Source organism: Micromonospora sp. WMMA1976 (assembly GCF_027497335.1).
Lineage (GTDB): Bacteria > Actinomycetota > Actinomycetes > Mycobacteriales > Micromonosporaceae > Micromonospora > Micromonospora aurantiaca.
In genome coordinates this window covers 4,341,496-4,355,622 of the sequence record NZ_CP114912.1, presented here as the reverse complement: position 1 = coordinate 4,355,622, position 14,127 = coordinate 4,341,496, and the positions used below count along the sequence as shown (strand labels likewise).

Sequence of the window (14,127 nt, the reverse complement as noted above, 5' to 3'; positions counted from 1 at the left end):
GCCACGCCCGGCGGGATCCGGCCGCCGGATCGGTCCCGGCCGTCGTCCGCGCAGCTCCGGTGGGAACGTGACGGCGGACATATCCCGGCCGGGTCGGCGGAGTCGGCGCCGAGCGGTAAGGATGGGGGAGAAAACTGCGGCTTACGGCGGGGGAGAGCGTGGCGAGCGGGACAAGTCGGGACGTCCTCGGCAGAGGGCTGCGGGTGCTCGGCCGGGCCATCCGGGAACAGCCACGGATCTTCGCGGTCGCGGTCAGCGGCAGCGTGCTGTTCGGCCTCCTGGTGATCGCGAGCGCGTACGTGGTCGGCGCGGTGGTCGGCGACGTGGTCGTGCCGGCCGTGGAGCGCGGCGAGGTGGCCGGCGGGGCGCTGGCGCTCGCCGCGGCGGCGCTGTTCGGCATCAGCGTGCTGCGGGTGGTCGGCATCTTCGGCCGCCGGCTCGGCGCCGGATACATGCAGTACCGGCTCCAGGCCGCCTACCGCCGCCGGGTCACCCGCCGCTACCTGGACCTGCCGCTTTCCTGGCACCACCGCAACTCCACCGGCACGCTGCTGTCGAACGCCAACTCCGACGTGGAGGCGGCCTGGTACCCGATCGCCCCACTGCCGTTCGCGGTCGGCACGCTGGTGATGCTCGTCGGCGCGGTGGCCTCGCTGTTCTTCACCGACTGGGCGCTGGCCCTGGTCGGCCTCGCGGTGTTCCCCGCGCTGTTCGCGCTCAACGTCGTCTACTCCCGCCGGATGGCGCCCCGGCAGGCCCGGGCGCAGCGTCTGCGGGCCGAGGTCAGCGGCATCGCGCACGAGAGCTTCGACGGCGCGCTGGTGGTCAAGACGATGGGCCGCGAGGCCCAGGAGACGGCCCGCTTCGCGTCCCGCGCCGGTGAACTGCGCGACGCGCTGATCTCGGTCGGCCGGCTGCGCGGCGTGTTCGACCCGATGCTGGAGACGCTGCCCAGCCTCGGCACGCTCGCCGTGCTGGTGGTCGGCGCGATCCGGCTGCGGCAGGGCGCGATCAGCGTGACCGAGCTGGTCAGCGTCGCGTTCCTGTTCACCGTGCTGGCCTTCCCGGTACGCGCCATCGGCTGGGTGCTGGCCGAACTGCCGCGCAGCGTCGCCGGCTGGGACCGGGTCCGCCGGGTGCTCGACGCGACAGGTGAGATGCCGTACGGCACCACGACGCTCGACCCGGCCACCCGCGAGCCGGCCACGCTCGGCTTCGACGACGTGCACTTCGCGTACGAGCCGGCCGAGGCACACCTGCCCGGTGCCAAGGTGCTCGGCGAGGTGACGTTCACCGTGCCCGCCGGGAAGACGGTCGCGCTGGTCGGCCCCACCGGCGCGGGCAAGTCGACGATCGCGTCGCTCGCCGTGCGCCTGGTCGACCCGGGCGCCGGGCGGGTCACGCTGGACGGCGTGGACGTGCGGGAGCTGACCGCCGCCTCGCTCGCCGGCAACGTGGCGCTGGTGGCGCAGGTGCCGTTCGTCTTCGACGACACGGTCCGGGCCAACATCGCGCTCGACCGGGCCGGCATCGGCGACGACGAGGTGTGGGCGGCGCTGCGGCTCGCCGAGGCGGACGGGTTCGTGGCCGCGCTGCCGGACGGGCTGGACACGATGGTCGGCGAGCGGGGCACGTCGCTGTCCGGCGGTCAGCGCCAGCGGCTCACGCTGGCCCGGGCGCTCGCCGGGCGGCCCCGGCTGCTGGTGCTCGACGACGCCACCAGCGCCGTCGACCCGCGGGTCGAGGCGGCCATCCTGGCCGGGCTGCGCGCGCCCACCGATGGCGGTGCCCCGGCGTCGATCCTGGTGGTGGCGTACCGCCGGGCCACCATCGCGCTCGCCGACGAGGTGATCTACGTGGAGCAGGGCCGGGTGGTGGCCCGCGGCACCCACACCGAGCTGCTGACCACCGTGCCCGGCTACGCCGACCTGGTCACCGCGTACGAGCAGGCCGAGCAGGAACGCGAGCAGAAGCAGACGTACGACGAGGTCACGCCGCTGGCCTCCGGCCTGGAGGTGGAGCGGTGAGTACGGCCACGGGGGAGAGCACCGGGACCACAGAGACCACCGAGTCGACCTGGCAGACGCTGCGGCGCGGGCTGGCGCTCTCCCCGGAGTTGCGCACCGGCCTCGCCGGCACGCTGGCGCTGGCACTGGTCTACATGATCGGCCGGGTCGCCGTGCCGGTGGCGGTGCAGCGCGGCATCGACCACGGCATCGTCGGCGGGCTCGACCTGAACGTCATCTCGCTCACCGTGGCGATCACCGCCGGGGTGCTGGTGGTCACCACCGCCTGCGGCTACCTGATGATGCGCCGCCTGTTCACGGTCAGCGAGACCGCGCTGGCCGGGGTGCGCACCCGGGCGTTCCGGCACGTGCACGACCTGTCCATGCTGCACCAGCAGTCCGAGCGGCGCGGCTCGCTCGTCTCCCGGGTGACCAGCGACGTCGACCAGATCACCCAGTTCCTGCAGTGGGGCGGCGTGATCCTGATCGTCAACCTGGGCCAGTTGCTGGTGACCACAGCGGTGATGCTCGCGTACTCCTGGCAGTTGACGCTCGTGGTGCTCGTCGCGTTCGCACCCGCGGTGCTGGTGATCCGGCAGTTGCAGCGCCGCCTCGCCGGGGCGTACGGGCTGGTGCGGCAGCGCACCGGCACGCTGCTCGGCGCGATCGGCGAGAGCGTGGTGGGCGCGCCGGTGATCCGGGCGTACGGCATCGCCGGGCGCACCGCGCGGCGGCTGGACACGGCCATCGACGGGCAGCGGGTGGCCCAGCAGCGGGCCATCCGGATCAGCATCATGGGCAGCTCGGTGGGGGAGCTGGCAGCCGGGCTGGCGCTGGCCGGCGTGGTGGTGGTCGGGGTCAGCCTGGGTGTCGACGGCACGCTGTCGATCGGCCAGCTCACCGCGTTCCTGTTCCTGGTCACGCTGTTCATCCAGCCGGTGCAGATCGCCACCGAGGTGCTCAACGAGGCGCAGAACGCGATCGCCGGCTGGCGCCGGGTGCTGGACGTGCTGGACGTCTCCCCGGACGTGGCCGACCCGGGCGAGCAGGGCCGGGAGCTGCCGTCCGGGCCGCTGGACGCCCGGTTCGCCGGCGTGACGTTCGCCTATCCGGGCGGGCCGCCGGTGCTGCACGACGTGACGCTGGACATCCCGGCGAAGAGCCGGGTGGCGGTGGTGGGCGAGACCGGAAGCGGCAAGACCACGTTCGCCAAGCTGCTCACCCGGCTGATGGACCCGACCGAGGGCGCGGTACTGCTCTCCGGCGTCGACCTGCGGCAGGTGCGCTTCGACTCGCTGCGCTCCCGGGTGGTGATGGTGCCGCAGGACGGCTTCCTGTTCGAAGCCACGGTCGGGGAGAACGTCCGCTTCGCCCGCCCCGACCTGACCGACGAGCGGCTCACCGCCGCCTTCGCCGAGCTGGGCCTCTCCGACTGGCTGGACGGGCTGCCGTCCGGGCTGGACACGCCGGTCGGTGAGCGCGGGGAGGCGCTGAGCGTCGGCGAGCGGCAGCTCGTGGCGCTGGCCCGGGCGTACGTCGCGGACCCGGACCTGCTGGTGCTGGACGAGGCGACGAGCGCTGTCGACCCGGCCACCGAGGTCCGCCTGCAACGGACCCTGGACGCGGTGACCCGGGGCCGGACCACGCTCGCCATCGCGCACCGGCTGTCCACCGCGCAGGCGGCGGACGAGGTGATCGTGGTGGACCGGGGCCGGATCGTGCAGCGCGGCCCGCACGACGAGCTGGTCCGCGACGCCGACTCGGTGTACGCCCTGCTGTACGCCTCCTGGTTGGAACAGACCCGCTGATCTTGCGGGTCCACCAGGGTTGGAGCAGACCCGGTGACCGGTCAGCGCGAGTAGAACTCCACCACCAGCTGCTCGTCGCAGACCACCGGCACCTCGTGCCGGGCCGGTTCGCGTACCAGCGTGGCGCGCAGCTCGGCCGGCTGCGCCGACAGGTACGGCCGCGGCTGCGCGTCGGCGTGCGCCCCGGCGGCGGCGAGCTGGAACGGCGGCAGCGTGCGGCTGCGCTCGCGTACGCCGACCACCTGGCCGGGCCGCAGCCGGTACGACGGCCGGTCGACCTTGCGCCCGTCCACTGTGATGTGGCCGTGTGCGACGAGCTGGCGGGCCTGGTAGACGCTGCGCGCCAGCCCGGCCCGCAGCACCACCGCGTCGAGGCGGCGCTCCAGCAGCGCGACGAGTGTCTCGCCGGTCTTGCCGGCGCCCCGGGCGGCCTCGTCGAACAGGCGGCGCAGCTGGGCCTCGCTGACGTTGTACTGGTGGCGCAGCCGCTGCTTCTCCAGCAGCCGCACCTGGTAGTCGGAGGTGGTGCGGCGGGACCGGCCGTGCACGCCCGGGGGATAGGGGCGCCGCTCGAAGTACCGCACGCACTTGCGGGTCAGCGGGATGCCGAGGGCGCGGGAGAGCCGTGCCTTGGGCCGGGGGTGGTTCACGTCGACGTCTCCGATCGTCTAGCCTGCTTCTTAGGTAAGCCTAACCTATATTGAGGAGGTCGGGATCATGCGGCCCAGCCCGGCGGAGATCGTGCGAACCCTTGTCGCGGGCCGGTTGCCCGCCCTCGTCCACCTGGCCCGGCACCCCGGCCCGCACCAGGTCCGGCACGCCGTCGACCCGGACGGGCGGGTGCTGCTGCTCGTACCCGTGGTCAGTGACCTCGCCGCGGCGCTCGTGCCGCCGGCGGGCGACGCCGACGTGGCCACCGTGCTCGACGTGCTCGACCTGCCGCCCGCGGCCGGGGCGCCCTCGCTCGGCCGGGCCTGGGTCTCCGGCTGGGCGACGCGGCTGGACGGCGACGAGGCCCGCGACGCGGCAGTCGACTTCGCCGCCACCGACCCGACCGGCGACCTGCTCGACGTGGGCAGCCGGTTCCACCTGCACCGCTTCGAGGTGGCCGAGGCCCGCTGGGAACGCGCCGGGCGCGTGCGCCGGGTCGACCCCGAGGCGTACGCGGAGGCCGAGCCGGACCCGCTGCACCCGGTCGAGGCCGACCTCCTCGCGGACCTGGCCGACCACCACGCCGAGCAGGTCGGCGACTACCTGCGGCGGCGGCTGGACCTGACCGGCGACCAGGTGCCGCGGGTGGTCCGGATCGACAGGTACGGCCTGCTGGTCGCGCACGGGCGGCCCGGCGCGACCCGGCGGGCCCGGCTCGCCTTCCCCCGGCCGGTCGCCGACGTGGCGGAGCTGTCCCGCCTGCTGCACCCGATGCTGTGCCCCCGGGCGGCGGCCTGAGCCGGGTGTGGGCGTCTCAGGTGATGTCGCCGGTGAGGTACCGCTGGACCGTGGGACCGATGGCCGCCACCAGCGTCGCCGGCTCGGCGGTGGCGACCGCGTCGAGGCGGAGCACGTACCGCATCATGGCCAGCCCGGCGAGCTGTGTGGCGACCAGCCCGCCGCGCAGCGCGCGCTGCGCCGGGTCGACGTCGAGCTGGTCGAGCACCCGCCGCAGCACCTGCGTGACCAGGAACTCGCGCAGCAGGCGCGCGGTCCAGTCGTTGCTGACGGCCGAGCGCAGCAGCGCCACCGCGGCGGTGCCGGTGGGGGAGTCCCAGACCTCCAGGAACACCCGGACCATCCGCTCGCCGGCCGCGTCCGGGCCGCCGGCGAGCACCGCCGGCAGCAGCCGGCCCGGGTCGGCCGGGAACGCCGTCGCGGCGCGGAACAGCACCTCCTTGCCGCCGAAGTAGTGGTGCACGAGCGCCGGGTCCACGCCGGCCGCCGCGGCGATGGCCCGGATGGACGCGGCGTCGAACCCGCGCTCGGCGAACGCCTGCCGGGCCGCGGCGAGGATCGCCTCGCGGGTGTCCGGGGTGCCGGGCCGCCGCCCGGTGCGCCGCGCGTTCACCCGCTGCGCCGGCGCAGCGTCGCGGCGGCCAGCACCAGCGCCGCCACCGCCGCCCCGGCCACGACCGCGACGTCCCGCCACATCGTCCCGGTCGGTTCGGCGTGCGCGCCGACCTCCTGCAACGCCTCGACCGCGTACGACAGCGGCAGCGCGTCGCTGATCGCCTGGAGCCAGCCGGCCATCTGGTCGCGCGGCACGAACAGGCCGCACAGCAGCAGTTGCGGCGCCACCACCACCGGCATGAACTGGACCGCCTGGAACTCGGTGCGGGCGAACGCCGAGCAGAACAACCCGAGCGCCACCGCGAGCACCGCGTTCACCCCGGCGATCAGCACGACCAGCCACGCGCTGCCCGCGGTCTCCAGCCCGAACACCCGGTACGCGACGAGCGAGGCGACAGTGGACTGGAGCACCCCGGCCAGGCCGAACGCGATGCCGTACCCGAACAGCAGGTCGAGCTTGCCCAGCGGCGTGGTGAGCAGACGCTCCAGCGTGCCGGTGGTGCGCTCGCGGAGCATGGCGATGCTGGTCACGAGGAACATGATGATGAACGGGAAGAAGCCCAGCATGATCAGGGCCACCCGGTCGAACGTGCTCGGCCCGCCGGGCGGGGCGGGCTGGTCGACGTACATGTAGTAGACGAGCGTGAGCAGCACCGACGGCACCACGACGAGCAGCGCCACGGTCCGCCGGTCGTGGCGGAGCTGGCGCAGGATGCGCCCGGTGGTGGCGGCCAGGATCCGTCCGTTCATCGCGCCTCTCCCTCGGCGTCGCGGATCAGGCGCAGGAACGCCTCTTCCAGGTCGTCGGTCCCGGTGGCGGCGCGGACCGCGGCCGGGGTGTCGTCGGCGACCAGCCGGCCCTCGCGGATCAGCAGCAGCCGGTCGCAGCGGGCGGCCTCGTCCATCACGTGGCTGGAGACCAGCAGCGTGGTGCCGTTCGCGGCCATCGCGTGGAACCGGGCCCACAGGTCGGCCCGCAGCACCGGGTCCTGGCCGACAGTGGGTTCGTCGAGGACGACGAGTTCCGGTTCGCCGACGAGCGCGCAGGCGAGCGAGGCGCGGCTGCGCTGACCGCCGGAGAGCGTGCCGACGAGCTGGTCGGCCGCCTCGGCGAGGCCGACGTCGGCCACCGCACGGTCGGCCTCGGCGCGGCCCCGGCCCTGGAGTACCGCGAAGTAGCGGGCGTTCTCCCGCACCGTCAGGTCGGCGTAGACGCTCGGCGCCTGGGTCAGGTAGCCCACCCGGCGGCGCAGGTCGGCCGAACCGGCCGGGCGGCCGAGCACGTCGACGGCACCGGAGCCGACCGTCTGCACGCCGACCACCGCGCGCATCAGCGTGGTCTTGCCGCTGCCGCTGGGCCCGAGCAACCCGGTCACCGTGCCCCGGGGCACCGCGCAGCTGATGCCGTGCAGCACCCGCCGTCCGCCCCGGTCGACCACCAGCTCGCGGACCGACACCGCGTCGTCCATGCTCGCCTCCATCAATTCATCACCCGTTGAACTCAACGGTAGGTGAATTCCGTCGGCAGGGCAATGAGGGACTTGACTTCGAGTGCGCTCGAACTGGAAGCCTGGAGGGCGTGGACATCAGCACGCGGGAGACGAGCCTCACCGTGGGTGAGGCGGCGGAACGGGTCGGCCTGACCACCTACACGCTGCGCTGGTACGAGCAGGAGGGCCTGGTGGGCCGCGTCGGGCGGGACTCGTCCGGTCGCCGGCGCTACACCGAGTCCGACGTCAACTGGCTGTTCCTGCTCACCCGGCTGCGGCGGACCGGGATGCCGGTACGCGACATGCGCCGCTACGCCGAGCTGGCCCGGCACGGGGACAGCACGCTCGGCGCGCGGCGGGCGCTGTTCGAGGCACACCGGGCCCGCGTACTGGCCCGGATGGCCGAGCTGGAGGAGGACCTGAAGGTCCTCGAACACAAGATCGACGCGTACCGCCGGGCGGAGGAGGAGTCGGGCTGACCGCGCCCGACGGCGGACAGGGAGTCCGGCACCGGAGGATCGGAGCTCGGCACCATGACGCAGTGGGTCCAGCTCCGTTGCCCGGAACCGGGTTCCTCGACGACTGGGCCGCCCGACTCCGGCAGGTCGCGGACCGGCCGGTCGTCGGGATCATGCTGCGCGGCAGCCACGCCCGGCGGGCCGCCACCGAGCACAGCGACGTCGACGTGGACGTGCTCGTCGCCGCCGACGACGGACGCCCCGCCGGCGGAGCCCGGCAGCCCACGTCCCGCCGCGGCACCCCGTACGCGGCCCGGCGGGCGTACCTGGCCGAGTTCGGCGGCCGCCTCGTGCACGTCTCGGTGGCCGCCCGCGACATCCGCTCCTGGGTGCGCCGCCTGGGCCAGCCCGCCGACTGGGCGTTCGGGCTCCCGGTCACCGCGCCCGCCCGGCTGCTCTGGGCCGCGCCGGAATGGCGCCGCCGGATCGACCTGCCGGTGCTCTGCCAGCCCGCCGACGATCCGCGCCTGGAGGAGCTGATCGCGACGCTGGGCAAGGTCGCCGCGGCCCGGGCGGCCGACGACCCGGCCGGGGTCCGGCTCGCCGCGGCCGACCTGGCGCGGCTCTGTCCGTCGGTGCTGCGGCCGGCCAACCCGTCGGTACGCGTGGTGTCCCGCCGGGCCGCCCTGACCGCCGCGCTGGACCTGCCGGTCGCCCCGCCCGGCTACCGCGACGACATGCTGCTCTGCCTCGGCTCGCGCCCCGGCGACCCGGCCGAGGTCGGCGCCGCCGCCGGACGGCTGGTCACCGGCATCCTCCCGCTGATCCGCCCGTACGCCGACGAGATCGCCGCCACCCACGGCGCGGACCTGGCCGAGGCGCTCGCCGACGGCCGGGTGGACCGCTACCTCGCCCAGCTGGGCCGGGCCCTGGGGCCGGTGACGCCCGCCTCCCGGGACACGTCGGCGGTCCCCGGGCCGCGTGCGGGAGAATGGTCAACCGTGCCCGCCCCTGACGCGCCGCTGACCGGCGCCCCCACTCCCGGCCCGGCCCGGCCGTCCCGGCTCGACCCGGCCATCGCGGCCAAGCTCCGCCGCACCCCGGACGGCCTGGTCGCCGCCGTGGTCCGCGCCCACGACACGGGCGAGGTGCTGATGGTCGCCTGGATGGACGACGAGGCGCTGCACCGCACCCTCACCACCGGCCGGGCCACCTACTGGTCGCGCAGCCGCGCCGAGTACTGGGTCAAGGGCGCCACCTCCGGCAACCACCAGTACGTGCGCTCGGTGGCACTCGACTGCGACGGCGACGCGCTGCTGGTCAGCGTCGAGCAGGTCGGCGCGGCCTGCCACACCGGGCAGCGCACCTGCTTCTTCACCGAACTGCCGGTCAGCTCCCCGGAGGTGACCCCGTGACCGACGGCACCGTCAGCCCGGACCGGTCCACCTTCGCCGGCCTGGCCGCCCGCTGGCGGGTCGTACCGGTCACCCGGCGGCTGCTCGCCGACGCGGAGACGCCGGTCGGGGTCTACCGCAAGCTGGCCGGTGGTCCCGGCACGTTCCTGCTGGAGTCCGCGGAGCAGGGCATCGGCTCGGCCGGCACCGCCTGGTCGCGCTACTCGTTCATCGGCGTCCGCAGCAGCGCCACGCTGACCGAGCGCGACGGCGCGGCGAGCTGGACCGGCACCCCGCCCGCCGGGGTGCCCACCGGCGGCGACCCGGTGACCGTGCTGCGCGAGACGGTCGCCGCGCTCGCCGGGCCGGGCTGGGATCCGGCCGGTGACATGCCGCCGCTGACCGGTGGCCTGGTCGGCTACCTCGCCTACGACCTGGTCCGCCGCTTCGAGCGCCTGCCCGAGCTGACCGAGGACGAGCTGGACGTGCCCGAGCTGGGCATGATGCTCGCGACCGACCTCGTGGTCCTCGACCACTACGAGGGCTCCGCGATCCTGGTCGCCAACGCCGTGCTGCCGCCGCTGGACGACCCCGACCGGGCGGAGCTGGTGGAGGCCGCGTACCACCACGCCGTCGGCCGGCTCGACGCGATGACCAGCGCGCTGTCCCGGCCGATTCCGCCCATGGTCTCGACAGTGGACCGGCCCGGCGTGGGCGAGGTGGTCAGCCGCACCCCCGAGGGCGGCTACCCGAAGGCGGTGGAGACGGCCAAGGAGGCGATCCGGGCCGGCGAGTGCTTCCAGATCGTGCTCAGCCAGCGCTTCGAGCGCCCCACCGACGCCGACCCGCTCGACGTGTACCGGGTGTTGCGCACCACCAACCCCAGCCCGTACATGTACCTGCTGCGCTTCGACGGCTTCGACATCGTCGGCTCGTCGCCGGAGGCGCACCTCAAGGTCAGCGCCGGCCCGGACGGTCGGCGGCGGGCGCTGCTGCACCCGATCGCCGGCACCCGCCCGCGCGGCGGCTCCCCGGACGGCGACGCGAAGCTCGCTGCCGAGCTGCTCGCCGACCCCAAGGAACGCGCCGAGCACGTGATGCTGGTCGACCTGGGCCGCAACGACCTGGGCCGGGTGTGCCGGCCGGGCACCGTCGAGGTGCCCGAGTTCGCCACCATCGAGCGCTACAGCCACGTCATGCACATCGTCTCCACAGTCGTCGGAGAGCTGCGCGACGACCGCACCGCGTTCGACGCGCTGGCCGCGACGTTCCCGGCCGGGACGCTCAGCGGCGCGCCCAAGGTGCGGGCCATGGAGATCATCGAGGAGCTGGAGCCGGTCCGGCGCGGCGTCTACGGCGGCACCGTCGGCTACTTCGCCTTCGGCGGTGACCTGGACATGGCCATCGCGATCCGTACCGCGCTGATCCGCGACGGCCGCGCCTACGTGCAGGCCGGCGCCGGGATCGTGGCCGATTCCGACCCCGCCGCCGAGGACCGGGAGACGCGCAGCAAGGCCGCCGCCGTGCTCGCCGCCATCGCGGCCGCCGAGACGCTGCGGGCCGCCCGGTGAGCGCGCCCGGCACCACCGCGCCGCCGGCCCGCGGGCGGCGCGAACTCGCGTACGCGGTGCTGCTCTGCCTGGCCGGCGCGGGCCTGGCCTGCTGGGCGGTGACCCGGACCTGGGCGGTGGAGGCGACCGCCCGGGGATCGCTGCCGTCCGGGCGGGCCGGGCGCACCGGTACGGAACTGCTGCCCTGGGTGCTGGCGCTGACCTACGTGGGGCTGGCCGGCGGTGGCGCGGTGCTCGCCACCCGGGGCCGGCTGCGCCGGCTGCTGGGTGTGCTGCTGGCCGGCGTCGGCCTGGCGGTGGCGGTCGGCGGCGGGATCGGCCTGACCGAGGCCGGGGTGAGCCGGCAGTGGCCGGCGCTGGTGCTCGCCGGTGGCCTGGCCCTGGCGGCCGGTGGCGCGTTCACCGCCCTGCGCGGGGACGGCTGGCCGGCGATGGGCGCCCGGTACGAGCGGCGGTCCGCTCCGGCCGACGAGCCCGGCCGACCGGCGGTCGAACGTGGTACCCGGGACGCGTGGGACGCGCTGGACCGGGGCGAGGACCCGACGGTCAGCTGACCGGCTGCGCCTCGCGGGCGTCGCGCCGCTGCCGGGCCGCGGCCCGCGCGGCGGCCAGCTCGGCCACCAGCCGCTCCAGCTCACGGCGCTGGGCGGCGCGGGCCCGGTCGGCGCAGACGGCCTCCCAGGCGTTGCCGCGGGCGGTACGCGCCCGGCCGTCGCCGGCCACCGCGCGTTCGAGCGTGTCCACCACGCCGACGGCGAGGGAGGCGACGGTACGGGAGATGGTGGTCAAGCCGATGGTCTGGGTCGGCCCGTTGGCGCTCATGGTCACCCCATACGAGATCGTTGGCGACGGTCGGCAGCCGCCGGCGTCGAGTGTGCCCGACGACGATGCTTCCGGGCGGACGTTTCGCCGCCGTGAAGCACAGGTCAACGCTGCCGCACCGGGGACGACCTGGGCAGGGCCGGAGGTCCTTGAGCTTGGTCACAGCCCATCGCCGGAACCCGTCCTGCGGGCCCGGAACGATCGTGGTGAGATAGGGGATGGGTGACGGTCGATGCCAGCGGTGGCGCTGCGTGACATGGCGTTCACCGGAAGTCGGCCATCATGCCACAGCCCATGTCGTGAGGTGCGCCATACCCCCCGGCACTCGTCGCCAGGTGGCGCCCCCTAGCATCGGCCCATGACGCCCGGAGAGGGGAGTCCGTTGGTGACTGCTGAGCATGCGCACGCGGAGGGGGACGACGCCGGAGCGGCGCCGTCCGCAGGGGTGCTCGACGAGATCCTGGCCGGCGTGCGGGAGGACGTCGCCCGGCGCCAGGAGCAGGTTCCGCTGGAGCGGATCCGTGAGCTGGCCGCCGCCGCGCCGCCACCGCTGGACGCGTACGCGGCCCTGCGCCGCCCCGGCGTCGCGGTGATCGCCGAGGTGAAGCGCTCGTCGCCGTCCAAGGGGCGGCTGGCCGAGATCGCCGACCCGGCCGACCTGGCCGGTGACTACGCGGCCGGTGGCGCGCGGGCGATCAGCGTGCTCACCGAGGGCCGCTGGTTCGGCGGGTCGCTCGACGACCTGGCCGCCGTGCGGGCCGCGGTGAACGTGCCGGTGCTGCGCAAGGACTTCGTGGTCTCCAGCTACCAGGTGCACGAGGCCCGGGCGCACGGCGCCGACCTGGTGCTGCTGATCGTCGCCGCGCTGGAGCAGAACGCGCTGGTCGGGCTGCTGGAGCGGATCGAGTCGCTCGGCATGACCGCGCTGGTCGAGGTGCACACCGAGGAGGAGGCGGACCGCGCCCTGGAGGCCGGCGCGCAGGTCATCGGCGTGAACGCCCGCGACCTGCGTACCCTGGAGGTCGACCGCTCGGTGTTCGAGCGGATCGCGCCCGGCCTGCCCAGCAGCGTCGTCAAGATCGCCGAGTCCGGGGTGCGCGGTCCGCACGACCTGATCCGGTACGCCTCCGCCGGCGCCGACGCCGTGCTGGTGGGTGAGGGCCTGGTCACCCAGAAGAGCCCGCGCGAAGCGGTGGCCGAGCTGGTCAACGCCGGTAACCACCCGGCCACGCCCCGCCCGGTGCGCTGAGCCGCCGGGCACCCGATCCGAGAGGACGCCCGCGATGAGCGCCGCACCCGCAACCGGCCCGGTCCCCGACGCCGCCGGTCACTTCGGCCGGTTCGGTGGCCGGTTCGTCCCCGAGGCGCTCGTCGCCGCGCTCGACGAGCTGGACGCGGCGTACCGGAAGGCGATGGGCGACGAGGACTTCCTCGCCGAGTTCGACGCGCTGCTGCGCGACTACGCCGGCACGCCCTCGCTGCTCTACGAGGCCCGGCGGTTCTCCGCGCAGATCGGCGCGCGGGTCCTGCTCAAGCGCGAGGATCTCAACCACACCGGCGCGCACAAGGTCCGCAACGTGCTGGGCCAGGCACTGCTCACCAAGCGGATGGGCAAGCGGCGGGTCATCGCGGAGACCGGCGCCGGGCAGCACGGCGTCGCCACCGCCACCGCCGCCGCGCTGTTCGACCTGGAATGCGTCGTCTACATGGGCCAGGTGGACACCGAGCGGCAGGCGCTCAACGTGGCGCGGATGCGGATGCTCGGCGCCACAGTCGTCCCGGTGACCACCGGCTCGCGCACGCTCAAGGACGCGATGAACGAGGCGATGCGGGACTGGGTCGCCAACGTCGAGGACACCCACTACCTGATCGGCACCGCCGCCGGCCCGCACCCGTTCCCGGAGATGGTCCGGGACTTCGTGCGCGGCATCGGCGAGGAGGCCCGCCGGCAGTGCCTGGACCTGACCGGCGCGCTGCCGGACGCGGTCGCGGCCTGCGTCGGCGGCGGCTCCAACGCGCTGGGCATCTTCCACGCGTTCGTGCCGGACACCGGCGTGCGGCTCTACGGCTTCGAGGCCGGCGGCGAGGGCGTCGACACCGGCCGGCACGCCGCCAGCATCACCGGCGGCTCGTCCGGCGTGCTGCACGGCACCCGCACGTACGTGCTGCAGGACGCCGACGGGCAGACGATCGAGTCGCACTCGATCTCGGCCGGCCTGGACTACCCGGGCGTCGGCCCGGAGCACGCCTGGCTGCACGACAGCGGCCGGGCCACCTACCTCCCCGTCACCGACGACGAGGCGATGGCCGCGTTCGAGCTGCTCTGCCGCACCGAGGGGATCATCCCGGCGATCGAGAGCGCGCACGCGCTCGCCGGGGCCCGCGCCGTCGCGCCCCGGCTCGCCGAGGAGCTGGGCCGGGAACCGGTGATCGTGGTCAACCTGTCCGGCCGGGGCGACAAGGACGTGCACACCGCCGGCGCGTACTTCGGCATCCTCGACAAGGAGTGACAGC

At 74.8% G+C, this 14,127-nt stretch carries 14 protein-coding genes and 1 pseudogene; 10 read left to right on the top strand and 5 right to left on the bottom strand.

All coding sequences use genetic code 11. The features are described from left to right. Positions 1–158: 158 nt before the first annotated feature. Both O7546_RS19840 and O7546_RS19835 read left to right on the top strand, forming a co-directional pair. Entirely contained in the window at positions 159–2,027 is a 1,869-nt protein-coding gene (locus O7546_RS19840; protein WP_194801244.1) for an ABC transporter ATP-binding protein, read from the top strand. Then, positions 2,024–3,814, top strand: a complete 1,791-nt coding sequence (locus O7546_RS19835; protein ID WP_194801245.1) for an ABC transporter ATP-binding protein — start codon at positions 2,024–2,026, stop codon at positions 3,812–3,814. The genes O7546_RS19840 and O7546_RS19835 overlap by 4 nt, the downstream gene beginning before the upstream one ends. Positions 3,815–3,855: 41 nt before the next feature. Here the strand turns inward: O7546_RS19835 and rpsD are convergent, their stop codons facing one another. Continuing rightward, positions 3,856–4,464 (bottom strand): 30S ribosomal protein S4, encoded by a 609-nt coding sequence (gene rpsD / locus O7546_RS19830; RefSeq protein ID WP_194801246.1) that lies wholly within the window; start codon positions 4,462–4,464, stop codon positions 3,856–3,858. Between the two features lie 67 nt (positions 4,465–4,531). Here rpsD and O7546_RS19825 point away from each other — a divergent pair, with 67 nt between their 5' ends. Beyond that, positions 4,532–5,263, top strand: coding sequence for a DUF2470 domain-containing protein (locus O7546_RS19825; protein WP_194801247.1), 732 nt, complete (start codon positions 4,532–4,534; stop codon positions 5,261–5,263). 16 nt (positions 5,264–5,279) lie between these two features. On the opposite strand, the gene O7546_RS19820 is transcribed toward O7546_RS19825, so the two are convergent. From O7546_RS19820 to O7546_RS19810, 3 genes are read right to left on the bottom strand one after another with little or no spacing between them, the layout of a single operon-like run. Continuing rightward, a complete protein-coding gene (locus O7546_RS19820) occupies positions 5,280–5,876 on the bottom strand; it encodes a TetR family transcriptional regulator (protein WP_194801248.1) in 597 nt (198 codons plus the stop codon). Beyond that, positions 5,873–6,628, bottom strand: coding sequence for an ABC transporter permease (locus tag O7546_RS19815; RefSeq protein ID WP_194801249.1), 756 nt, complete (start codon positions 6,626–6,628; stop codon positions 5,873–5,875). The genes O7546_RS19820 and O7546_RS19815 overlap by 4 nt, the downstream gene beginning before the upstream one ends. Next, positions 6,625–7,347, bottom strand: coding sequence for an ABC transporter ATP-binding protein (locus O7546_RS19810; RefSeq protein WP_194801250.1), 723 nt, complete (start codon positions 7,345–7,347; stop codon positions 6,625–6,627). Before O7546_RS19810 ends, O7546_RS19815 begins: the two co-directional genes overlap by 4 nt. A gap of 110 nt (positions 7,348–7,457) precedes the next feature. On the opposite strand from O7546_RS19810, the gene O7546_RS19805 reads away from it, so the two are divergent. From O7546_RS19805 to O7546_RS19785, 5 genes and pseudogenes are all read left to right on the top strand, one after another. Then, a complete protein-coding gene (locus O7546_RS19805) occupies positions 7,458–7,847 on the top strand; it encodes a MerR family transcriptional regulator (protein WP_064445250.1) in 390 nt (129 codons plus the stop codon). Positions 7,848–7,999: 152 nt separating this feature from the next. Next, positions 8,000–8,599 (top strand): annotated as a pseudogene (locus O7546_RS19800) (phosphoribosyl-AMP cyclohydrolase); the annotation flags it as partial. A gap of 228 nt (positions 8,600–8,827) precedes the next feature. After that, positions 8,828–9,241, top strand: coding sequence for a phosphoribosyl-AMP cyclohydrolase (gene hisI / locus O7546_RS19795; RefSeq protein ID WP_269698127.1), 414 nt, complete (start codon positions 8,828–8,830; stop codon positions 9,239–9,241). Continuing rightward, positions 9,238–10,791 (top strand): anthranilate synthase component I, encoded by a 1,554-nt coding sequence (locus O7546_RS19790; protein ID WP_281599930.1) that lies wholly within the window; start codon positions 9,238–9,240, stop codon positions 10,789–10,791. Before hisI ends, O7546_RS19790 begins: the two co-directional genes overlap by 4 nt. After that, positions 10,788–11,345, top strand: a complete 558-nt coding sequence (locus O7546_RS19785) for a Trp biosynthesis-associated membrane protein (RefSeq protein WP_194801253.1) — start codon at positions 10,788–10,790, stop codon at positions 11,343–11,345. The genes O7546_RS19790 and O7546_RS19785 overlap by 4 nt, the downstream gene beginning before the upstream one ends. On the opposite strand, the gene O7546_RS19780 is transcribed toward O7546_RS19785, so the two are convergent. Then, positions 11,338–11,613, bottom strand: coding sequence for a hypothetical protein (locus O7546_RS19780; RefSeq protein ID WP_194801254.1), 276 nt, complete (start codon positions 11,611–11,613; stop codon positions 11,338–11,340). The genes O7546_RS19785 and O7546_RS19780 overlap by 8 nt on opposite strands. A 445-nt stretch (positions 11,614–12,058) precedes the next feature. Here O7546_RS19780 and trpC point away from each other — a divergent pair, with 445 nt between their 5' ends. Beyond that, a complete protein-coding gene (trpC, locus tag O7546_RS19775) occupies positions 12,059–12,862 on the top strand; it encodes an indole-3-glycerol phosphate synthase TrpC (RefSeq protein ID WP_194801305.1) in 804 nt (267 codons plus the stop codon). Between the two features lie 34 nt (positions 12,863–12,896). Next, complete coding sequence (trpB, locus tag O7546_RS19770) at positions 12,897–14,123, top strand: tryptophan synthase subunit beta (protein WP_194801255.1); 1,227 nt, start codon at positions 12,897–12,899, stop codon at positions 14,121–14,123. The last annotated feature ends 4 nt before the right edge of the window (positions 14,124–14,127 follow it).

Bases quoted from the DNA above. Each gene is read 5' to 3' on its own strand.
- O7546_RS19825 (WP_194801247.1), top strand. From the start codon at position 4,532: ATGCGGCCCAGCCCGGCGGAGATCGTGCGAACCCTTGTCGCGGGCCGG.
- O7546_RS19815 (WP_194801249.1), bottom strand. From the start codon at position 6,628: ATGAACGGACGGATCCTGGCCGCCACCACCGGGCGCATCCTGCGCCAG.
- O7546_RS19810 (WP_194801250.1), bottom strand. From the start codon at position 7,347: ATGGACGACGCGGTGTCGGTCCGCGAGCTGGTGGTCGACCGGGGCGGA.
- O7546_RS19780 (WP_194801254.1), bottom strand. From the start codon at position 11,613: ATGAGCGCCAACGGGCCGACCCAGACCATCGGCTTGACCACCATCTCC.
- trpB (WP_194801255.1), top strand. From the start codon at position 12,897: ATGAGCGCCGCACCCGCAACCGGCCCGGTCCCCGACGCCGCCGGTCAC.